Origin of the sequence: Algoriphagus hitonicola (genome assembly GCF_900113375.1) — a bacterium.
GTDB lineage: Bacteria > Bacteroidota > Bacteroidia > Cytophagales > Cyclobacteriaceae > Algoriphagus > Algoriphagus hitonicola.
This window is the reverse complement of record NZ_FOPC01000007.1, coordinates 135,035-155,022: the sequence shown is the minus strand read 5'-3', so window position 1 is coordinate 155,022 and position 19,988 is coordinate 135,035. Positions and strand designations below refer to the sequence as shown.

35 protein-coding genes are annotated in these 19,988 nt (G+C 42.9%); 1 reads left to right on the top strand and 34 read right to left on the bottom strand.

Translation table 11 applies throughout. From position 1 onward, the window contains the following. Positions 1 to 31 precede the first annotated feature (31 nt). The gene (locus BM043_RS11230; RefSeq protein WP_245753019.1) at positions 32 to 1,003 is read left to right on the top strand and encodes a sugar phosphate isomerase/epimerase family protein; all 972 of its coding nucleotides are present in this window, start codon (positions 32 to 34) and stop codon (positions 1,001 to 1,003) included. Between the two features lie 114 nt (positions 1,004 to 1,117). Here BM043_RS11230 and cysM read toward each other — a convergent pair whose 3' ends face one another. From cysM to rplD, 34 genes are all read right to left on the bottom strand, one after another. Then, complete coding sequence (gene cysM, locus BM043_RS11225; protein ID WP_092791672.1) at positions 1,118 to 1,996, bottom strand: cysteine synthase CysM; 879 nt, start codon at positions 1,994 to 1,996, stop codon at positions 1,118 to 1,120. Further along, the gene (locus BM043_RS11220) at positions 1,983 to 2,828 is read right to left on the bottom strand and encodes a serine O-acetyltransferase (RefSeq protein WP_092791670.1); all 846 of its coding nucleotides are present in this window, start codon (positions 2,826 to 2,828) and stop codon (positions 1,983 to 1,985) included. The genes cysM and BM043_RS11220 overlap by 14 nt, the downstream gene beginning before the upstream one ends. Positions 2,829 to 2,848: 20 nt before the next feature. Beyond that, a complete protein-coding gene (locus tag BM043_RS11215; protein ID WP_092791668.1) occupies positions 2,849 to 3,400 on the bottom strand; it encodes a hypothetical protein in 552 nt (183 codons plus the stop codon). After that, positions 3,381 to 3,668, bottom strand: a complete 288-nt coding sequence (locus BM043_RS11210; RefSeq protein ID WP_092791666.1) for an FtsB family cell division protein — start codon at positions 3,666 to 3,668, stop codon at positions 3,381 to 3,383. Before BM043_RS11210 ends, BM043_RS11215 begins: the two co-directional genes overlap by 20 nt. A 166-nt stretch (positions 3,669 to 3,834) precedes the next feature. Continuing rightward, complete coding sequence (gene eno, locus BM043_RS11205) at positions 3,835 to 5,118, bottom strand: phosphopyruvate hydratase (protein WP_092791664.1); 1,284 nt, start codon at positions 5,116 to 5,118, stop codon at positions 3,835 to 3,837. A 22-nt stretch (positions 5,119 to 5,140) separates the two neighbouring features. Next, complete coding sequence (gene carA / locus BM043_RS11200; protein WP_092791661.1) at positions 5,141 to 6,238, bottom strand: glutamine-hydrolyzing carbamoyl-phosphate synthase small subunit; 1,098 nt, start codon at positions 6,236 to 6,238, stop codon at positions 5,141 to 5,143. A gap of 115 nt (positions 6,239 to 6,353) precedes the next feature. After that, positions 6,354 to 6,893: a 50S ribosomal protein L17 gene (gene rplQ, locus BM043_RS11195; protein WP_092791659.1), complete on the bottom strand. Its 540-nt coding sequence runs from the start codon at positions 6,891 to 6,893 to the stop codon at positions 6,354 to 6,356. Between the two features lie 5 nt (positions 6,894 to 6,898). After that, positions 6,899 to 7,888 (bottom strand): DNA-directed RNA polymerase subunit alpha, encoded by a 990-nt coding sequence (locus BM043_RS11190; protein WP_092791656.1) that lies wholly within the window; start codon positions 7,886 to 7,888, stop codon positions 6,899 to 6,901. A gap of 39 nt (positions 7,889 to 7,927) precedes the next feature. Then, positions 7,928 to 8,533, bottom strand: coding sequence for a 30S ribosomal protein S4 (rpsD, locus tag BM043_RS11185; RefSeq protein ID WP_092791654.1), 606 nt, complete (start codon positions 8,531 to 8,533; stop codon positions 7,928 to 7,930). 18 nt (positions 8,534 to 8,551) lie between these two features. Continuing rightward, positions 8,552 to 8,950: a 30S ribosomal protein S11 gene (gene rpsK, locus BM043_RS11180; RefSeq protein ID WP_092791652.1), complete on the bottom strand. Its 399-nt coding sequence runs from the start codon at positions 8,948 to 8,950 to the stop codon at positions 8,552 to 8,554. A gap of 15 nt (positions 8,951 to 8,965) precedes the next feature. After that, positions 8,966 to 9,343, bottom strand: coding sequence for a 30S ribosomal protein S13 (gene rpsM, locus BM043_RS11175; RefSeq protein ID WP_092791650.1), 378 nt, complete (start codon positions 9,341 to 9,343; stop codon positions 8,966 to 8,968). Positions 9,344 to 9,347: 4 nt separating this feature from the next. Continuing rightward, positions 9,348 to 9,464, bottom strand: coding sequence for a 50S ribosomal protein L36 (gene rpmJ, locus BM043_RS11170; protein ID WP_014772314.1), 117 nt, complete (start codon positions 9,462 to 9,464; stop codon positions 9,348 to 9,350). Between the two features lie 6 nt (positions 9,465 to 9,470). Further along, positions 9,471 to 9,689: a translation initiation factor IF-1 gene (gene infA, locus BM043_RS11165; RefSeq protein ID WP_008202999.1), complete on the bottom strand. Its 219-nt coding sequence runs from the start codon at positions 9,687 to 9,689 to the stop codon at positions 9,471 to 9,473. A 1-nt stretch (position 9,690) separates the two neighbouring features. Then, the gene (gene map, locus BM043_RS11160) at positions 9,691 to 10,464 is read right to left on the bottom strand and encodes a type I methionyl aminopeptidase (RefSeq protein ID WP_092791648.1); all 774 of its coding nucleotides are present in this window, start codon (positions 10,462 to 10,464) and stop codon (positions 9,691 to 9,693) included. Between the two features lies 1 nt (position 10,465). Continuing rightward, positions 10,466 to 11,785, bottom strand: a complete 1,320-nt coding sequence (gene secY / locus BM043_RS11155; protein WP_092791646.1) for a preprotein translocase subunit SecY — start codon at positions 11,783 to 11,785, stop codon at positions 10,466 to 10,468. Between the two features lie 4 nt (positions 11,786 to 11,789). After that, a complete protein-coding gene (rplO, locus tag BM043_RS11150) occupies positions 11,790 to 12,236 on the bottom strand; it encodes a 50S ribosomal protein L15 (protein ID WP_092791644.1) in 447 nt (148 codons plus the stop codon). A gap of 2 nt (positions 12,237 to 12,238) precedes the next feature. Continuing rightward, a complete protein-coding gene (rpmD, locus tag BM043_RS11145) occupies positions 12,239 to 12,418 on the bottom strand; it encodes a 50S ribosomal protein L30 (protein WP_092791642.1) in 180 nt (59 codons plus the stop codon). Positions 12,419 to 12,423: 5 nt separating this feature from the next. Beyond that, positions 12,424 to 12,942, bottom strand: coding sequence for a 30S ribosomal protein S5 (gene rpsE / locus BM043_RS11140; RefSeq protein ID WP_092791640.1), 519 nt, complete (start codon positions 12,940 to 12,942; stop codon positions 12,424 to 12,426). Between the two features lie 6 nt (positions 12,943 to 12,948). Next, complete coding sequence (gene rplR, locus BM043_RS11135) at positions 12,949 to 13,299, bottom strand: 50S ribosomal protein L18 (RefSeq protein WP_092791638.1); 351 nt, start codon at positions 13,297 to 13,299, stop codon at positions 12,949 to 12,951. A 6-nt stretch (positions 13,300 to 13,305) separates the two neighbouring features. After that, positions 13,306 to 13,863 (bottom strand): 50S ribosomal protein L6, encoded by a 558-nt coding sequence (rplF, locus tag BM043_RS11130; protein ID WP_092791637.1) that lies wholly within the window; start codon positions 13,861 to 13,863, stop codon positions 13,306 to 13,308. A gap of 9 nt (positions 13,864 to 13,872) precedes the next feature. Next, entirely contained in the window at positions 13,873 to 14,268 is a 396-nt protein-coding gene (gene rpsH / locus BM043_RS11125) for a 30S ribosomal protein S8 (RefSeq protein WP_092791635.1), read from the bottom strand. 81 nt (positions 14,269 to 14,349) lie between these two features. After that, entirely contained in the window at positions 14,350 to 14,619 is a 270-nt protein-coding gene (gene rpsN, locus BM043_RS11120; RefSeq protein WP_092791633.1) for a 30S ribosomal protein S14, read from the bottom strand. Positions 14,620 to 14,621: 2 nt separating this feature from the next. Beyond that, on the bottom strand, positions 14,622 to 15,182 hold the full coding sequence (gene rplE, locus BM043_RS11115) for a 50S ribosomal protein L5 (protein ID WP_092791631.1): 561 nt from the start codon (positions 15,180 to 15,182) through the stop codon (positions 14,622 to 14,624). Then, complete coding sequence (gene rplX, locus BM043_RS11110) at positions 15,175 to 15,519, bottom strand: 50S ribosomal protein L24 (protein ID WP_092791629.1); 345 nt, start codon at positions 15,517 to 15,519, stop codon at positions 15,175 to 15,177. Before rplX ends, rplE begins: the two co-directional genes overlap by 8 nt. 2 nt (positions 15,520 to 15,521) lie before the next feature. Beyond that, positions 15,522 to 15,890: a 50S ribosomal protein L14 gene (rplN, locus tag BM043_RS11105; protein WP_057939449.1), complete on the bottom strand. Its 369-nt coding sequence runs from the start codon at positions 15,888 to 15,890 to the stop codon at positions 15,522 to 15,524. A 2-nt stretch (positions 15,891 to 15,892) separates the two neighbouring features. Further along, positions 15,893 to 16,156, bottom strand: a complete 264-nt coding sequence (rpsQ, locus tag BM043_RS11100) for a 30S ribosomal protein S17 (protein WP_087938027.1) — start codon at positions 16,154 to 16,156, stop codon at positions 15,893 to 15,895. 18 nt (positions 16,157 to 16,174) lie between these two features. Then, positions 16,175 to 16,357 carry a 50S ribosomal protein L29 gene (gene rpmC, locus BM043_RS11095; RefSeq protein WP_092791627.1) on the bottom strand — a complete coding sequence of 61 codons (183 nt, stop codon included), beginning with the start codon at positions 16,355 to 16,357 and terminating at the stop codon, positions 16,175 to 16,177. Between the two features lie 9 nt (positions 16,358 to 16,366). Next, on the bottom strand, positions 16,367 to 16,786 hold the full coding sequence (rplP, locus tag BM043_RS11090; RefSeq protein WP_092791625.1) for a 50S ribosomal protein L16: 420 nt from the start codon (positions 16,784 to 16,786) through the stop codon (positions 16,367 to 16,369). A 23-nt stretch (positions 16,787 to 16,809) separates the two neighbouring features. After that, the gene (rpsC, locus tag BM043_RS11085; protein WP_092791623.1) at positions 16,810 to 17,541 is read right to left on the bottom strand and encodes a 30S ribosomal protein S3; all 732 of its coding nucleotides are present in this window, start codon (positions 17,539 to 17,541) and stop codon (positions 16,810 to 16,812) included. Positions 17,542 to 17,550: 9 nt separating this feature from the next. Then, positions 17,551 to 17,943, bottom strand: a complete 393-nt coding sequence (gene rplV / locus BM043_RS11080; protein ID WP_092791621.1) for a 50S ribosomal protein L22 — start codon at positions 17,941 to 17,943, stop codon at positions 17,551 to 17,553. Between the two features lie 2 nt (positions 17,944 to 17,945). Next, a complete protein-coding gene (rpsS, locus tag BM043_RS11075; protein ID WP_008203028.1) occupies positions 17,946 to 18,224 on the bottom strand; it encodes a 30S ribosomal protein S19 in 279 nt (92 codons plus the stop codon). 2 nt (positions 18,225 to 18,226) lie between these two features. Further along, positions 18,227 to 19,051, bottom strand: a complete 825-nt coding sequence (rplB, locus tag BM043_RS11070) for a 50S ribosomal protein L2 (RefSeq protein ID WP_092791619.1) — start codon at positions 19,049 to 19,051, stop codon at positions 18,227 to 18,229. 13 nt (positions 19,052 to 19,064) lie between these two features. Further along, on the bottom strand, positions 19,065 to 19,352 hold the full coding sequence (gene rplW, locus BM043_RS11065; protein ID WP_092791617.1) for a 50S ribosomal protein L23: 288 nt from the start codon (positions 19,350 to 19,352) through the stop codon (positions 19,065 to 19,067). Positions 19,353 to 19,356: 4 nt separating this feature from the next. Beyond that, positions 19,357 to 19,986 carry a 50S ribosomal protein L4 gene (gene rplD, locus BM043_RS11060; protein WP_092791615.1) on the bottom strand — a complete coding sequence of 210 codons (630 nt, stop codon included), beginning with the start codon at positions 19,984 to 19,986 and terminating at the stop codon, positions 19,357 to 19,359. Between the last annotated feature and the right edge of the window lie 2 nt (positions 19,987 to 19,988).

The following is a 19,988-nucleotide window of genomic DNA, read 5'->3' as shown; positions in this document are numbered from 1 at the left end:
GGAAGATTCCTATTTTTAGAATTAAGTATAAATGGCATTCTTTTTCGATAAAAGGAAATATGCCTACACTAAAACGCCTAAACCTATCATGACCACACGTAGAAATCTATTGAAAAGCCTCTCCTTGGCTCCATTGGCAACGATGGGATTGCCTGCATTGGCCAAATCAAAATCCGAGAATGAGGCCACTTTCCGGTTTTCACTTAATACCAGTACCATTAGGGGACAAAAGCTTTCGCTCTCCGAAATGATTGAGGTCACCGCTCGGGCAGGTTACGATGGCATTGAGCTCTGGATGATGGAAATCGACGCTTATCTCCAATCTGGAAAAAGCCTGACTCAACTTAAAAAAGAAGTGGATGATGCAGGAATCGAAGCGGTCAATGCGATTGGTTTTGCCACCTGGATGGCTCAGGATTCAGGGAAAAGCAAACAGGGATTTGAGCAGATCGAAAAAGAAATGAACCAACTTGCTGCCATCGGTTGTACACGGATTGCCGCACCTGCCATCGGGACTGTGGCTCCTGTTGATCTGATAGAGGCTGGTGAAAAATACGCCAAACTCTTAGATCTCGGTCGTAAAACAGGTTGTATGCCACAGCTTGAATTTTGGGGAGCTTTTCCTCCTTTTTACCAATTGGGACAGGCATTGGCGGTAGCTGCCATGGCTAATGACCCTGACGCCCGGCTTTTACCGGATATTTACCATCTATTTCGTGGAGGATCCGGTTTTGAGGGGTTGAAATTAATCCATGGCCAGGCCATAGAGGTGTTTCATCTAAATGATTTTGCCGATACGCTCCCACGAACCGAGCAAGAAGACAAGCATCGCGTTTACCCGGGAGACGGAGTGGCGCCACTTGCAGAGGTCGCCCAAACTCTCAAGTCTATGGGAGGCAATAAAATCCTATCTCTGGAGCTATTCAACCCAAGCCTTTGGGAAATGGAGGTGAATCTAGTCGCTCAAACAGGTCTGGAGAAGATGAAGCAGTTTTTTGTTTAAGAGCCAAGAAAAAGGATAAGTAAGAGAGCCGTACAATGTCTTAAGCATTTTGCTTCAAGTCTCAGACTTAAATCTTAATCTTGAAATAGTAGGAAAATTGAGGTAGAACTGAAATTACCCAAACAAATCCGAACTCAGATACCGGTCTCCCCGATCACAGGTGATGCAAACGATTAATGCTTCTTCGAGTTCTTTGGACAGTTCGATTGCAGCATGTAAAGCGCCTCCGCTACTCATTCCGGCTAAAATCCCCTCTTCTTTGGCCATACGACGGGTCATTTCTGTGGCTTGCTGTTGAGAGACATCAATCACTCGATCGATCCGTTCCTTTTCAAAAATTGCTGGTAAAAACTCCGGAGACCAACGTCGGATTCCGGGAATACTCGAACCATCGGTAGGTTGGGTTCCTACGATTTGAATCTCGGGATTTTTTTCTTTGAGATATCGGGATACACCCATTATCGTACCCGTGGTCCCCATAGCAGAAACAAAATGGGTTACTTTTCCATAGGTATCCTTCCAGATTTCTGGACCTGTAGTTTTATAATGAGCGAGGTAATTATCCGGGTTGGCAAACTGATTTAGCATAAAATAGCCCTCTTCAGCATTCATCTTTTCGGCAAGAGTTCGGGAATATTCAATGGTTTTGGAAGCAGGTGTCAGGATCACTTGAGCACCGTAGGCCTCCATCGAGAGTACGCGCTCCCTTGTGGAATTATCCGGCATAATCAGTGTCATGTTCAGCCCTAGTACTTTGGCTACCATCGCCAAGGCGATTCCGGTATTTCCACTTGTAGCTTCGACTAGTTTATCGCCTTTTTTAATTTCTCCTCTATCCAAGGCAGATTGTAGCATATTATACGCTGCGCGATCCTTGACACTACCGCCGGGATTTTGACCCTCCATTTTACAGAGAATTTTAACCTTAGGGTTGGCAGAAATATGTTGTACTTCGATTAGTGGAGTATTTCCGATTAATTCAAAGAGCTTCATCGACGTCATTTTTGAAGATATATAAATCCGTCACTTCCGAATCGGCGTGATGCATTTGAGCCTGATAATACACTTTTGAGCCAGCGGCAACAGATTTAGTCAGCCAAACATTACCTCCGATGGTACTTCCTTTGCCGATTACCGTTTTACCTCCGAGGATCGTAGCACCTGCATAGATCACCACATCATCTTCTATAGTTGGATGACGCTTGCTATCCGCGTCTGCCTTGTCCACACTCAATGCTCCCAACGTCACCCCTTGGTATACTTTGACCCGATTACCAATTACTGTAGTTTCTCCGATTACCACGCCCGTCCCATGATCAATGCAGAAATGCTGTCCAATTTTAGCACCCGGATGAATATCGATTCCTGTGCGGCTATGGGCGATTTCTGTAATCATACGAGGGATTAATTTAATCCCTAATACGTGAAGTTCATGTGCTACTCGGTAAGCTGCAATAGCATAAAACCCCGGATAGGAACGAAGAATCTCTGTTCGTGATTTAGCTGCAGGATCTCCTGAAAACATGGCATCAACATCCTGATGAATCCAGTCATACACACGCTCCAATTGAATAAAAAACTGACTGGCCAGATGCCTTCCATCTTTGCCATGGAGATGTGTGTTTCGCTCCAATATTTTTCCCAAGCGCTCCTCCAAAGCCTGAAGTTTCTGGGTGACATCCTGTTCTTCTTTAAGCTTCTGAACGGTATATTCTGGAAAAAGCAATCCCAAGAGTTCTTCAAAAAACTGTTGGATAACCTGAGGCGAGGGACAATCAGAGCACTCCTGATGAGCTTGGTGGATTTTTTTAATCAGTGAATTCATCGAGTAGGTTTGAAGCGTATTTACATCACAAAACCCACACGGATGACATAAGGTTCACCATAAGGGGAACGAAGGTTGTCATGAAGAATATTGTAGAGAAAAGTAAAATTGGCTCCACCTCTTCCCCCTCCAAATGGAGCAAAATAGCCGGCCCCTAGAAAAAGGGCATTGGACCAAATTCGACTGAATTCACCATTGAACTGGTTAAAATTATCAAAATTGATCGATTCAAATTCTCCATGAAGAAATATATTGGGCAGGACATTGTATCGATTGAAAACCCTTCCTCCGTAAGTAGAGGTTGATCCGCCTACAAATCGGCGATCATTAAAATATTGGTATGTCACTCCCACTCCTGCCGAATAGCGATTTGTAATCATCACTCCCACCAGCGGAGACGCATCGACGAGTGTGATGGTGCCAAACTGCATTCCAAAATTCCCTCCATAGTAAAGTCGATCTTTGAAAGGAATGGTATCAGAGTATATTTCGCGCTGCGCAAGACTGCTCAATAGCGTGGTGAAAAAAAACAATCCTAAGATTAGAAAAAACTTATTCCTTGACGATAACATAGAGGTCCTCCGTTTTCTTCTTCATAAAGTATTTTTCACGGGCAAACTTCTCCAAAAGTTCAGGATTGTTTAGTAATTCTTGTCTTTCCGCTTGGACTTTGAGTTTTCTGTCCTGATAAAACTCTTTTTGATCCTCCAATTGATTCAGTTTTTGGCTCAGCTTAAATTGGTTGACGATGTTATTTGAGTCGATAAAAATCATCCAGAACAGGAAACAAAGAGCTGCGATCCCATAGAAATTGGTAGTGAGTTTGAAAAGCTTTTTCATCCAAAATAATTTAGATAATTAAGGTACAAAAATGATGCAAAAAGCCTAAATCATTTTTTGATTTTTAAAATACCATTTCCCATTTCCCTGAAAAACAAAACGCCCACCAGCAAAAAGCTAGGGGCGTTTGTACAATTATATTTTATTTTAAGCGGAGTTTATCGGCTTATTTCAATCTTCCCTTGAAAACCGCTGACTCTCCCAATTGCTCCTCAATTCGAAGCAATTGATTGTATTTGGCCATACGATCAGAACGGGATGCGGATCCGGTTTTGATTTGTCCGGTATTCAAAGCCACTGCCAAATCAGCAATCGTAGAATCTTCCGTTTCACCTGAGCGGTGAGACATCACGGCTGTAAAGCCAGCTTTGTGGGCAAGGTTCACTGCATTGATCGTCTCTGTAAGCGTACCGATTTGGTTTACTTTGATCAAGATCGAGTTGGCTGATTTCTCTTCGATCCCTCTTTGCAAGAATTTTACATTGGTCACAAAAAGATCATCACCGACCAGCTGTACTTTATCTCCGATTTTGGCAGTGAGCATCGCCCAACCTTCCCAGTCTTCCTCTGCACAACCGTCTTCGATCGAATCAATTGGATACTTCTGGGACAATTCAGCCAAATAATCTACCTGCTCTTCTCTGGAGCGAACTTTACCGGTTGATCCTTCAAATTTGGAGTAATCGTATTTCCCGTCCACAAAAAATTCAGAAGCAGCACAATCCAATGCGATTGTTACTTGCTCACCAGCCTTATAGCCAGCTTTGGAAATGGCGTCCAAAATACTTCCAAGCGCTTCTTCAGTCCCGCCAGAGAAGTTTGGAGCAAAACCACCTTCATCTCCTACCGCAGTCACCAAATTTTTATCATGAAGGATTTTTTTCAAATGATGGAAAATCTCTGCTCCCATACGAATGGCTTCTGAGAAACTTTCCGCACCAACAGGTCGGATCATAAATTCCTGAAAAGCAATAGGTGCATCAGAGTGAGAACCTCCATTGATGATATTCATCATTGGCACAGGGAGGGTATTGGCATTTACTCCACCGATATAGCGGTAAAGTGGCTGTCCGGATTCCATGGCTGCAGCTTTCGCTACTGCAAGAGAAACGCCCAAAATAGCATTAGCACCCAAGTTGCCTTTGTTGGAAGTACCGTCAAGCTCAATCATAATCTGGTCGATCATATTCTGCTCGAAAATATCCATTCCGACCAATTCAGGGGCAATGACATCATTGACATTGGAAACGGCTTTTAACACCCCTTTTCCAAGATATTTACTTTTATCTCCGTCACGTAGCTCCACGGCTTCATTGACACCTGTGGAGGCTCCACTTGGGACTGCCGCACGGCCAAAGGCCCCATTTTCTGTCACTACATCTACCTCTATGGTAGGATTTCCTCGCGAATCGAGGATTTGTCTCGCATGAATTGATTGAATCAAGGTCATAGTTTTAAAAGGTTTAAGAGATTTAATTTTGATTGATTAAGGAAATGAAGTCATCAAAAAGGTACCTGGAATCGTGTGGTCCCGGAGATGACTCGGGGTGATATTGTACTGAAAAAGCCGGCTTATTTTTAAGTCTGATACCTGCTACCGTATTGTCATTAAGATGAACGTGAGTGATCTCCACATCAGGATGATTCTCACTGTCCTCTCGGACAATATTGAAGCCATGATTCTGGGAGGTGATTTCACTTTTTCCGGATGTCAGATTTTTGATCGGATGATTGATTCCCCGATGTCCATGGTGCATTTTATAGGTTGAGATCCCCACTGACTCAGCCAGCAACTGATGCCCAAGACAAATCCCAAATAAAGGTTTTCCTGTTTCTAGAATATCTTTTACTGTATCTACGGCATATTCCATCACGGCTGGATCTCCAGGGCCATTGGAAAGGAAATAGGCATTGGGAGACCAAGCTTCCATTTCGGCCAATTTTGTCTTGGCTGGGAATACTTTGCAATAAACTCCTCTGGAGGCTAGATTTCTCAGGATATTCTTTTTAATCCCAAAATCCAAACACGCCACTTTTATCGCGGCATTTTCGTCTCCGTAAAAATAGGGCTCCTGAGTACACACTTTAGAAGAAAGCTCCAGTCCGTTCATATCCGGAAGCTTGTCCAACTCTGCCTGAAGTCCTTCTAGATCGCCATCATATTCAGAACTGATAATGGCGTTCATGGCACCTTGAGAACGAATATGTCTCACCAGTTTACGGGTATCAATATCAGCGATCCCGGTTATTTTATATTTGACCAAATAATCTTGAAGAGAACCGTGTCCATCCAATCGGGAATAAATCTCGGAGAAACTGTTGACCACAATTCCACCGATGGTTGGATGATCTGATTCTACTTCTTCATTATGTACCCCATAATTACCGATATGTGAGGTAGTGGTCACGATGACCTGCCCGGTATAAGATGGATCGGTATAAATTTCTTGGTAACCGGTCATACCGGTATTGAAGCAAATTTCACCGCCATTAGTGCCTGGGTTTCCGATTAAAGAACCGTGAAAAACGGTTCCGTCTGCAAGGAGTAAGGTAGCTTTTTGTTTAATCATGTTTCAGAAGATTGCCCAAAGTTAAATATTTCTTGGAAGGAGGAGGAATGTATGGGTATAAAAAAAGGATTGAACTAACGTCCAATCCTTTCTATATATCGAATAGATTTCAAACTTATTTCTCTTCAGATTCTGTATCCGTATCATCAGAAGCTTCAGGAGCCTGAGGCTTTGATGGTTTTTCTTCTGAAGTAGTAGCCGCAGCAGCTTCAATCTCAGCTGGCTTAGAAGCACCTGTACCTCTACGAGATCTACGGGTGGTTTTCTTGGCTGGCTTCGCGTCTTTCAGCATCAACTCGTTGAAATCAACAAGTTCAATGATACACATTTCTGCATTATCTCCTAATCTGAATCCCGTCTTGATGATGCGAGTGTATCCACCTGGACGAGTACCTACTTTGGCGATCACTTCTCCGAAAAGAGAAATGATGGCTTCCTTATTTTTAAGATAGGAAAATGCCACACGTCTGTTGTGTGTAGTATCTTCTTTGGCTCTGGTCACCAGAGGCTCTACATATTTCTTCAATTCCTTTGCCTTGGCAAGCGTGGTAGAGATACGCTTGTGAAGAATCAGGGATGTAGCCATGTTGGAAAGCATCGCTTTCCTATGAGCAGCCTTCCTTCCAAGGTGGTTAAATTTCTTACCGTGTCTCATTTTATTTATTCTTCATCAAGTTTATACTTTGAAATATCCATTCCAAAGGTCAGGCCTTTTTCCTGAATCAGCTGTTCAAGTTCAGCCAATGATTTTTTACCAAAATTTCTGAATTTCATCATGTCAGAAATCTCCAATTTCGCCAAATCACCAAGTGTCTTCACGTCTGCGGCTTTCAAGCAATTGAATGCACGTACGGAAAGATCAAGGTCACTCAGAGAGGTTTTGAGGAGTTTTCTCATGTGAAGGAATTCTTCATCGATCGGCTCTGCCTCTGCAGGTCCAGTAGAATCGAGCACCATAGTCTGATCAGAAAACAACATAAAGTGTTGGATCAGAATTTTGGCAGATTCCTGAAGTGCTTTTTCCGGATGGATGGATCCATCGGTAGTGACTTCAAGGATCAATTTTTCGAAGTCAGTTTTTTGCTCCACACGTGTGTTTTCAACGCTATACTTCACGTTTTTGATAGGAGTGAAAATAGCATCAATTGCAATCTGACCGAAAATCTGCTCTTTTGGTTTGGATTCTTCAGCTGGCAAGTAGCCTCTTCCTTTGTCAAGAATCAATTCGATCTCGAACGTCTTTTTTTCATCGATATGGCAAATGACCAAATCAGGATTAAGAACCTCGAAGGAAGAAGTGAACTTGGCAATGTCCCCGGCAGTGAAGACAGACTGATTTTTAACTTCCACAGTGATTTTGCCGTCGAAAGCCTCGTGTACTTTCTTAAATCGGACCTGCTTCAGGTTCAAAATAATGTCGGTCACATCCTCCACTACACCTTCGATGGTAGAAAACTCATGCACCACTCCAGGAATCTTGATGGAAGTGATGGCATAACCCTCCAGCGAAGAAAGCAATATTCTTCTTAGGGCGTTACCGATAGTAACTCCATAGCCTTTTTCTAGTGGTTTGAAGGTAAACAAGCCATGAAAGTCATCGGCTTTTTCCATTACCACTTTTTCGGGCATTTGAAATGCTAATATGGACATATATCTTGTTCTTTGTTTTAAAGCTGAAAATAGTAAATATTACTTAGAGTAAAGTTCGACAATAAGTTGCTCCTTGATATTCTCAGGAATATCATCTCTGCTTGGGATACTGACAAACTTTCCGGACAATGAAGCACCATCCCACTCTAACCAGGAATATTTATTGGCGCCTTTTCCTGCCAAACTATCGGTGATAGCTTCCAAGGACTTAGACCGCTCTCTTACAGAAACGATATCCCCTGGCTTCAAGGTGTAGGATGGGATGTTTACCACCTCACCGTTGACCAAGATGTGTTTGTGAGAAACCAATTGTCTGGCACCTCTACGAGTAGGGGAGATTCCCAATCTGTAAACGGTATTATCCAAACGCGCTTCTAGCAATTGCAAAAGGTTTTCGCCGGTGATTCCATTTTTTCTGGAAGCGATGTCAAACATTTTAGCGAATTGTCTCTCCAATACACCGTAGATGTATTTTGCTTTTTGCTTTTCAGCAAGCTGGATTGCGTATTCAGATTGCTTCTTTCTTCTTCCGCGGCCATGCTGTCCGGGAGGGTAGTTTTTCTTTTGAAGCGCTTTGCTATGCCCTTCGATAGGCTCGCCAAACTTGCGGGCGATCTTTGCTTTAGGACCTGTATATCTAGCCATTCTGTTACAATTTTAAAATTAAACTCTTCTACGCTTAGGAGGACGACAGCCGTTGTGCGGCATTGGAGTCACATCAATGATGGTAGTCACATCCAAACCTACATTTTGCAAGGTTCTGATCGCTGATTCCCGGCCGGAGCCTGGACCTTTTACAAAAACTTCGATTTTTCGCAAACCTAAGTCGTAAGCAACCTGACCACAGTTTTGGGCAGCCATTTGCGCAGCATAAGGAGTGTTTTTCTTTGAACCTCTGAATCCCATTTTACCGGCAGAAGCCCAAGAGATAACCTGTCCTGAATTATTGGTAATAGAGATGATAATATTGTTAAAGGAAGCTTTGATGTGGACTTGGCCTACTGCCTCTACTTTAACAACTCTTTTTTTACCTTTTGCTTTATCGTTTCTTTTCTGAGCCATAATCTAAATCAGGTTTTATTTAGTCGCTTTTTTCTTGTTAGCAACTGTTTTTCTCTTACCCTTCCTTGTTCTGGCGTTGTTTTTGGTCTTTTGACCACGCACCGGAAGTCCTTTTCTGTGTCTCAAACCTCTGTAGCAACCGATATCCATCAGTCGCTTGATGTTCAATTGGATCTCTGACTTCAACACACCTTCTGTTCTGAATTCCTCAGAGATGATGTTTCGGATGGCGGTTGACTCATCGTCATCCCACTCACCTGCTTTTTTGTCGAAGGAGATACCGGCCTTGTTCAGGATCGCCCTGGCGGAGCTTCTTCCTATTCCGAAGATATAGGTAAGTCCTACTTCGCCACGCTTATTGTCTGGTATATCTACACCTGCAATTCTAGCCATAATCTTAACCTTGTCTTTGTTTAAACTTAGGATTCTTCTTATTGATGACGTAAAGTTTTCCATTTCTTCGGATCACCTTACAGTCAACACTTCTCTTTTTGATAGATGCTTTAACTTTCATATCAGTTTATTTATATCGATATACAATTCTGCCTTTTGACAAATCATAGGGAGATAGCTCTAATTTGACACGATCTCCAGGGAGGATTTTGATGTAATTCATCCTCATTTTACCGGATATATGTGCGATCAGTTGATGCCCATTTTCCAGTTCCACTTTGAACATGGCGTTAGATAACGCCTCAATGATGGTTCCGTCTTGCTCTATTGAAGTCTGTTTTGCCATTTTAGAATTTAAAACTCTCTTCTATGTACTTATGAGAGGTCAAAACCTCTGTTCTATCTTCGAAAATTGCAACTGTGTGCTCATAATGTGCGCTGGGTTTCCGATCGGCTGTTCGGATCGTCCATCCATCGCGCTCTTGTACGATATTTCGCGTACCGAGATTAATCATGGGCTCGATTGCAATAACCATCCCCGCTTTTAGCAAAGGACCGCTGCCTCGTTTACCGTAATTGGGGACCTCAGGAGCTTCATGAAGATTTTTACCCAAACCATGACCTACCAGTTCTCTGACGACTGTATATCCTTTGGATTCGACAAATTTTTGAATCGCGTGTCCGATATCTCCAATACGGTTACCAAAAATAGCCTGCTCTATTCCCAAATAAAGCGAATCTCGGGTGGCTTTTAACAAATTCAGAACAGGAGTTGAGACTTCACCGATGGGGTAAGTATAAGCGGAATCGCTATGAAAACCTTGGTGAAAGACTCCACAATCTACTGAGATTATATCGCCATCTTTCAATTCATATGAGCTGGGAAATCCATGAACGACTACCTCGTTCACAGAGATGCAGAGTGATGCGGGAAAACCGTTATATCCTTTAAAGGATGGAACAGCCTGATGATCCCGAATAAACTCCTCAGCTATTTTATCTAAGTAAGAGGTCTTTACCCCTACTTTGACATGCTTGGCTACTTCTCCGTGAGCCTTTGCCAAGATGTCAGCACTTTCTTTAATCTTTTGAACTTCCTCTGAAGTCTTGTAATGAATCATCTTAAGCTACTTGGTAATTTGAAGCACTATTCTTCATATTACCACTCTTCATCATTCCTTCATAATGTCTCATGAGAAGATAACTTTCAATTTGACGTAGGGTATCCATAATCACACCCACCATAATCAATAATGAGGTACCTCCGTAAAACTGAGCGAATTCGGCACCAACACCTGCGATAATCGCAATGGCCGGTAAGATCGCTACTACAGCAAGGAGGATAGACCCTGGTAGAGTGATTTTGGAAATGATTCCGTCAATAAACTCTGAGGTAGGTGCTCCAGGCTTGATCCCTGGTACAAATCCACCATTTCGCTTCATATCCTCTGCAATTTGCTCCGGGTTAACGGTAATAGCAGTGTAGAAGAATGTAAAGATGATAATCAAAACTCCAAAGAGTACATTATACTGCCAGGAGGTAAAGTCAGAGAAGGTAGTACCAATATAATTGGCAATATCACTTTCACCTGCCCAAATCTGAGCAATCAAAGCAGGTACAAACATCAAGGACTGCGCAAAGATAATGGGCATTACACCTGAGGCGTTTACTTTGATAGGGATATACTGACGCTGACCGCCATATACTTTACCACCCACCACTTGTTTGGCGTACTGCACAGGGATTCGCCGAGTAGCTTCTGTCAATGCAATTACACAAAGAACCACAAAGAACAAGACCGCAGCTTCAATCAATAGAAGAAGCATGCCTGAGGTATTTTTTTCCAAAACTTCCGCGATAATAGCACCTGGAAATCTAGAGATGATACCGATCATGATAAGCATGGAGATCCCGTTTCCGATTCCTTTTTCGGTGATCTTCTCTCCAAGCCACATACAGAACATTGTACCGGCGGAAAGTAGCACCAAAGAGCTAAACATAAACAACCCTGTACTTACCATTACAGCACCTGTTGGTAAAATGGTGGCGGTAACGTACCCGATACCTTGAGCTACTGTAATCAATATGGTGAGAACTCGCGTGATCTGATTGATTCGTTTCCGACCAGATTCACCCTCCTTCTGCATTTTCTGAAAGTAAGGTACTCCGACAGTCAACAGCTGCAACACAATGGAGGCAGAAATGTAGGGCATAATCCCCAATCCGAAGATGGAAGCATTACTAAACGCCCCACCAAGGAAGGTGTCAATCAAACCGAAGATTCCTTCTTGAGGTCCTCCCAACTTGGAAGGGTCTACTCCTGGAAGAACGATAAATGAGCCTAATCTGAAAATAATCAGAAAGCCTATCGTGTTAAGGATCCGAATCCTTAGGTCTTCGATCGAGAAGATATTCTTAACTGTCGAAATAAACTTTTTCATTTAATTAAATCTTGTTTACAGAACCGCCCGCTTTTTCAATGGCAGCCACAGCGCTGGCAGAGAAACCGTGAGCAGATACAGATAGCTTGGAACTCAACTCCCCATTACCCAAAATTTTGATCTTGTCATTTTTTGAAGCAACTCCGTGAGCTACTAAAGTATCCATATCGACAGTCTCTAGATTGAACTGAGAAGCAAGGTCCTGCAAGGTATCCAAATTTACTGGTTTGAACTCAACTCTGTTGAAGCTTTTGAATCCAAATTTAGGAACTCTTCTCTGAAGTGGCATCTGACCACCTTCGAATCCTAGCTTGGACTTGTATCCAGATCTTGATTTAGCACCTTTGTGACCTCTTGTAGAAGTTCCCCCTCTACCGGATCCTTGACCTCTACCGATTCTTTTTCGGTTTTTGGTGGATCCTTCGGCTGGTTTTAATGTATGTAATTTCATGATTAAGCTTCCTCCACTTTTACAAGGTGATTAACTTTCTTTACCATACCGGCGATCTGAGGAGTATTCTCTACTTCTACAGATTTACTGATTTTACCCAGACCGAGCGCAACAACAGTCGCTTTCTGATCTTTTGGTCTATCAATGACGGATTTTATTTGCGTGATTTTGATCTTAGCCATGATGATTATCCGTTAAAAACTTTAGACATTTTCACCCCTCTTTGCTGAGAAACAGCAATAGCGTCTCTAAGCTGAAGTAATGCATCAATGGTAGCTTTAACCACGTTGTGCGGGTTAGAAGATCCTTTGGACTTGGCCAAAACGTCGGTTACACCGGCTGATTCCAATACTGCACGCATCGCACCACCGGCAATTACTCCAGTACCTGGAGCTGCTGGCTTGATCAAAACCAAACCTCCACCAAATTTACCGATTTGCTCATGAGGGATTGTTCCTTTAAGCACGGGTACTTTGACGAGATTTTTCTTTGCGTCTTCGATACCTTTGGTGATTGCGTCAGTTACTTCGTTGGCCTTACCCAATCCATAACCTACAACACCATTGCCATCTCCTACTACCACGATTGAAGAAAAAGAGAATCTTCTACCACCTTTCACCACTTTGGCTACCCGGTTGATCGCTACTACTTTTTCTTTTAATTCTGTATCTGTAGCCCTGATAGGCTTTTTTCTTTGTTGAGACATAATGGATTAAAATTTAAGGCCTCCTTCTCTGGCGCCTTCGGCCAAAGCTTTCACATTACCATGATACAAGTAGCCGTTTCTATCAAATACTACTTCGCTGACACCATTGGCCACTGCTCTTTCGGCAAGTTTTTTACCTACTTCTACAGAGACAGAAACATTGATGTTTTGCTTAGCTCCCAATTCTTTGGAAGATGCCTGAGCAAGCGTTTGACCTTTAAGGTCATCGATGAGCTGAGCGTAAATACCCGTATTACTTTTGAATACAGATAACCGAGGTCTGGAATCGGTACCGGAGATTTTTCTACGGATACCCTGCTTGATTCTAAGTCTTCTGGAATTCTTGTTAAATGCCATAACCTATTATTTTTTACCGGCAGTTTTACCAGCCTTACGTCTAATTTGTTCACCCACGAAACGCACACCTTTACCTTTGTAAGGTTCGATTTTACGCAACGATTTGATTTTTGCAGCTATTTGCCCAATCAGTTCCTTGTCAATTGCTTCCAAGGTGATGAGTGGGTTTTTACCTTTTGGAGTTTCGGTTTTCACGGCAACATCATTTGGCAAAGCAAAGAAGATGTTGTGAGAATAACCCAGATTCAATTCAAGAACCTGTCCTTGGTTGGTTGCCTTATAACCTACACCGACTAGTTCCAATTCTTTTTTGTATCCCTCAGAAACTCCGATCACCATATTGTTGATCAAAGATCTGTAAAGACCATGAAGAGACTTGTGTCTTTTGGATTCGGTAGGACGGGAAACGATGATATCATTGCCCTCCACTTTGACCTGAATATCAGGATTGACTTCCTGAGTCAGGGTACCCTTTGGACCTTTAACAGTCACCTCTCCGGGAGAGGAAACGTCTACAGTAACACCGCTGGGTAGATTTATTGGTTTTTTACCTATTCTTGACATGATAGTAAATTAATATACATAGCAAAGCACCTCACCACCGATACCTTCGGTACGTGCTTCTTTGTCAGTCATTACTCCTTTGGATGTGGAAACGATCGCTACTCCCAAGCCGTTGATGACGCGGGGAAGATCTTCATGTTTCACATATTTTCTCAAACCTGGTGTACTAACACGCTGTAGGCTCACGATAGCGTTTTGCTTGGTGGTAGGATTGTATTTCAAAGCGATTTTGATGCTGCCTTGAGGTCCATTTTCCTCGAACTTATAGTTCTGGATGTATCCTTTTTCATGCAATACTTTAGTGATCTCCTTCTTGATGTTAGAAGCAGGTATTTCGACGATACGATGAGAAGCCTTGATGGCATTTCTCAATCGGGTCAAATAATCAGCTATTGGATCAGTCATGGTATTATTAGTCTAGCTCCACCCGTTTTGGGCGTGCAAAGTTACGAATTGATTTTTTAAATAAAAACTACTGTCGTTATTTTACCAGCTGGACTTAGTGACTCCCGGGATCTTGCCTGCTGAGGCCATTTCTCGGAAGGTTACCCGGTTGATACCAAACTTTCTCATGTAGCCTTTTGGACGACCAGTAAGTTTACAACGGTTGTGTAATCTTACTGGAGAAGCATTCTTAGGCAATTTGTCAAGGGCTTCGTAGTCACCGGCTGCTTTTAGCTCAGCTCTTTTCTTAGCATACTTGGCTACCAGATGCTCTCTCTTTCTCTCGCGAGCTTTGATGGACTCTCTTGCCATAATTATTCTTGATTTGAGGGTTTAACGAACGGCATGCCGAAAGCTTTCAACAAAGCCAAGCTTTCTTCATCTGAATTGGCAGAAGTCACAAAAGTGATATCCATGCCGGAGATTCTGTTTACTTTCTCGATTGAGATCTCAGGAAAAATAATCTGCTCGGTCACGCCCAAGGTGTAGTTACCTCTTCCGTCGAAACCTTTATCAGAAATTCCTTTGAAATCCCGTACACGAGGAAGTGCAACGGTCATCAATCTATCCAAAAATTCATACATCTTTTGTCCTCTCAGGGTCACTTTGGCTCCGATTGGCATTCCTTCTCTCAACTTAAAGTTGGAGACAGAAGTCTTAGCAATGGTAGCTACGGCACGCTGACCGGTAATCAAGGAAAGCTCTTCGACTCCCTGATCAACCAACTTTTTGTCAGCTACTGCAGCTCCGATTCCTTTGTTGAGAACGATTTTCGTCAACTTGGGAACCTGCATCACAGAAGAATATTGGAATTTCTCTTTCAAAGCAGGAACTATGTCGTTCACATACTTTTCTTTCATTCTAGGATTAGCCATTGATCACCTCCCCAGTTTTTTTGGAATATCTTACTAGTTTACCATTTTCACCTGCCTTGCGTCCAGTACGGGTGGCTTCACCAGATTTAGGATCTACAAGCATCAGGTTGCTGATATGTACAGAGGCTTCCTTCTTTTCGATACCACCTTGAGGCTTTGCGGCAGTAGGCTTCACGTGTTTGGTCACGATATTGATTCCTTCTACAAAAGCTCTGGTCTTGGCTGTATCTACGGCAAGTACTTTCCCCGTTTTTCCTTTGTCATCACCTGCGATCACCTTCACAGTGTCTCCGGTTTTGATGTGCAGTTTTGTCTGCTTTTTTGTCTTTCTTTCCATGATTACAATACTTCAGGGGCCAAAGAAACGATTTTCATAAACTGCTTCTCTCTCAACTCTCTAGCCACAGGGCCAAAGATACGAGTGCCTCTAGGCTCATCGTTGTTGTTCAACAATACGGCAGCGTTGTCCTCAAATCGGATATAAGAGCCGTCTTTGCGTCTTATTTCTTTTCGGGTTCTTACGATTACCGCTCTTGAGACGGTACCTTTTTTCATGTTGCTGGAAGACAGGGCTGATTTAACAGTCACGACTACTTTATCACCGATAGAAGCATATCGCTTTTTTGTTCCTCCCAATACGCGGATGACCAATACCTCTTTGGCACCGGAGTTGTCCGCCACACTTAGTCTGGATTCTTGCTGTATCATGATTATTTAGCCCTTTCAATAATTTCAACTAATCTCCAACGCTTGTTCTTACTCAGCGGACGAGTTTCGCTTATTTTCACGGTGTCACCTGGGTTACACTCGTTTTTCTCGTCATGAGCCATAAATTTGGTCGTCTTGGTAACGAACTTCCCATACATGCCGTGCTTCACTTTACGTTCTACAGCGACAGTGATGGATTTGTCCATTTTGTTACTCACAACTTTACCAACTCTTTCTTTTCGAAGATTTCTTTCGATCGTAGCCATTTTGTTTTCTGTTAGCTATTATTTGGCAGCCAATGCAGTCTTTAATCTTGCGATTAAACGCTTGGTCTCGCTGATTCTGTTAGGATTCTCAATAGGAGAAATTGAGTGAGCAAATTTAAGTTTGCTCAGATTCGTTTTCTCGACGCTGATTTTCTCAGCGATTTCACTTGCGGAAAGTGATTGGATCTCTGTGTTTTTCATAGTTCCTAATTATTCTGCGTAGTCTCTACGAACAACGAAATTTGTACTTACTGGAAGTTTCTGCTGTGCAAGTCGCAATGCTTCTTTGGCAGTTTCCATAGATACACCTGTAGCTTCGAAGAGGATGGTTCCCGGCTTAATCACTGCTACCCAATATTCGGGAGCACCTTTACCCTTACCCATACGGACTTCAGCTGGCTTCTTAGTGATCGGCTTGTCAGGAAAAATCCTAATCCAAACCTGACCTTCTCTTTTCATCGCTCTAGTCATCGCGATACGAGCTGCTTCTATCTGACGGGAGGTAATCCATCCTGCTTCCAGGGATTTGATGCCAAAGTTGCCAAAAGAAAGCGTATGCCCTCTTTGTGCAATGCCTTTGACACGGCCCTTTTGCATTTTCCTATATTTAGTTCTTTTTGGCTGTAACATGAGTTCTCACTTATCGGTGAAAATTAGTTATTTCTTTTTCTGCGTCTTGGACCTCTGTCTCCTTTAGGGCCTGCATTTCTTGGGCCTTTTGGCTCATTAGCTGCTCCCTGATTAGGTGACAAGTCTCTTTTTCCGTACACTTCACCTTTGAAGATCCATACTTTGATCCCGATAATTCCATAGACAGTCAATGCCTCTGAAATCGCGTAATCAATGTCGGCTCTCAAAGTATGAAGAGGAATTCTTCCCTCTTTGTACATTTCGGATCGGGCCATTTCGGCACCACCAAGACGGCCAGAAAGTTTGATTTTGATTCCTTCAGCTCCCACTCTCATGGATGCGGCAATTGCCTGCTTCATTGCTCTTCTAAAGGAAATTCTGGCTTGAAGCTGCTGAGCGATGGATTCACCTACCAATTTGGCATCCAATTCAGGTCTTTTGATTTCAAAGATGTTGATCTGAATGTCTTTGTTGGTGATCTTTTTAAGCTCTTCTTTCAGCTTGTCTACTTCGGCTCCACCTTTACCAATCACTACTCCCGGACGAGCGGTATGAATGGTAAGTGTGATACGCTTGAGCGTTCGCTCAATGATCACCTTAGCAATCCCACCCTTAGGAATTCTGGCAAGGACGTACTTTCGGATTTGCTGATCTTCGTATAGTTTGTCGGCGAAGTCTTTCCCACCATACCAGTTGGAATCCCAGCCTTTGACTACACCAAGTCTAAATCCTATTGGGTTAATCTTTTGTCCCATAGTCTGTTCTTAATTTGCCTTTTCGTTTGTTTCTACTACATCAGCGGTAACCTCTTCTCCGCTGAATGCATCAACGACTAGGGTTACATGATTTGATCTCTTGCGGATTCTGTGGCCACGGCCCTGAGGAGCTGGTCTCAATCGCTTTAGTGATCTTCCTTCATCTACCATGATGGTTTTGATATAAAGATCAGCTTCTTCGAGCTTTTCATCAGGATTTTTTGCCTGCCAGTTGGCTACTGCCGAAAGAAGAAGCTTTTCCAGACGGATTGCTCCGTGATTGGGAGTAAACTTCAATATGCTCAGTGCCAATCCCACTCTTTTGCCTCTGACCAGGTCAGCGACAAGTCGCATTTTGCGAGGAGAGGTAGGAACGTTGTTTAATCTTGCTACTGCTTCCATGATTATCTCTTTCCTTTATCTTTTTTGGCAATGTGGCCTCTGAAATTTCTGGTAGGAGCAAATTCACCTAGCTTGTGACCTACCATGTTGTCTGTGACGAATACCGGTATAAATTTATTTCCGTTATGCACAGCGAAGGTATGTCCTACGAAATCTGGAGAAATCATAGATCGTCTTGACCAAGTCTTGATCACGGATTTCTTGCCGGACTCGTTCATCACATCCACCTTTTTCAAAAGGTGATGCTCGATATAAGGACCTTTTTTTAATGAACGTGCCATAATTATTTAGATCTTTTGCTGACGATGAACTTGTTTGAATACTTTTTAGGAGAGCGGGTCTTCTTACCTTTAGCCAATAGACCGTTTCTTGATCTTGGATGACCTCCAGAAGAACGTCCTTCTCCACCACCCATTGGGTGATCGACTGGGTTCATAGCTACACCTCTTACACGAGGTCTTACTCCTAACCAGCGCTTACGGCCGGCTTTACCCAATACGACATTCATATGATCTCCATTGGAAACCGTTCCAACGGTAGCCATACAAACCCCTAGGATCATGCGCATTTCTCCAGAAGGAAGTTTCACCGTCACATATTTACCCTCACGGGCAACAATCTGTGCGTATCCACCTGCACTTCTTACCATCGCAGCACCTTTGCCTGGTTTCAACTCCACACAGTGTACGATAGTACCCATAGGGATATTTTTCAAAGGCATAGCGTTACCCACTTCTGGGGCAACTTGCTCACCGGAAATCACTGTTTGACCTGCTTGCAAACCTTCCGGGGCGATAATGTAGGCCTTGGCACCGTCTGCATAATAAAGCAGGGCAAGACGTGCTGTTCGGTTTGGATCGTATTCGATTGACTTTACAGTCGCCGGTACGTCAAACTTATTTCTTTTGAAGTCTACTATTCTGAGTCTTCGCTTATGACCACCACCAATGTAGCGAGCAGTCATTTTGCCATCATTATTTCTACCGCCTGACTTCTTGATAGGAGCAAGAAGCGACTTCTCCGGTTTTGACGCGGTAATCTCGTCAAAGGCCGGAGCCACTCTAAATCTTGTTCCTGGAGTTACAGGCTTCAATTTTTTAATTGCCATGATATTGATTCAATTAAATTTCTCCGTAAAAATCAATTACCTCACCATCAGCTACCTGCACGATTGCTTTTTTGAAAGCGTTGGTGAAGCCTGATACGATTTTTGTCTTGGTGTATCTTGTCTTATGCTTCGCAGCATATCTCATGGTTCTCACAGAGACCACTTTCACACCGTATGCTTTTTCTACAGCATTTTTGATTTCTGGTTTCTTTGCGGTTTTCTCCACAATGAATCCATAAACGCCTTTTTCGTTCATGGCAGAGATCTTTTCTGTAATCAAAGGCTGCTTTAGAATATCCATTGTCTTATTTCGATAAAATGGTTTCCAACTTACTTACAGAATCTTCGCAAAGAACCAAATGGTCTGCGTTGAGCAACTGGTAAGTATTTACATCATTTACAGTCACAACTTTGGCTTTGGGAAGGTTTCTGCTAGACAGGTAAACGTTTTTGTTATCTTCAGGGAGAACCAAAAGCGTCTTCTTATCGGATAGCGCCAATCCATTAAGCAATGCCAGGTAATTCTTGGTTTTTGGCGCATCAAAAGAGATGTTTTCCAAAATCGACAAGCAATTGTCCTTCACTTTATAAGAAAGTGCGGATTTTCTGGCAAGTTGTTTTAATTTTTTATTCAATTTGAAGGAATAGTCTCTTGGTCTCGGACCAAAAACTCTACCTCCACCTCGGAATAGTGGAGACTTGATAGATCCCGCACGGGCACCACCGGTACCTTTTTGCTTTTTGATCTTCTTGGTCGATCCAGCTATCTCGTTTCTTTCCTTAGACTTATGAGTACCTTGTCTCTGATTAGCCAAGTACTGTTTTACATCCAGATAGATCGCATTGTCATTAGGCGCGATCGCGAAGATCTCCTCTGACAATTGCACCTTTCTTCCGGTGTCTTCTCCTTTTTGATTAATTACTGCTAATTCCATGG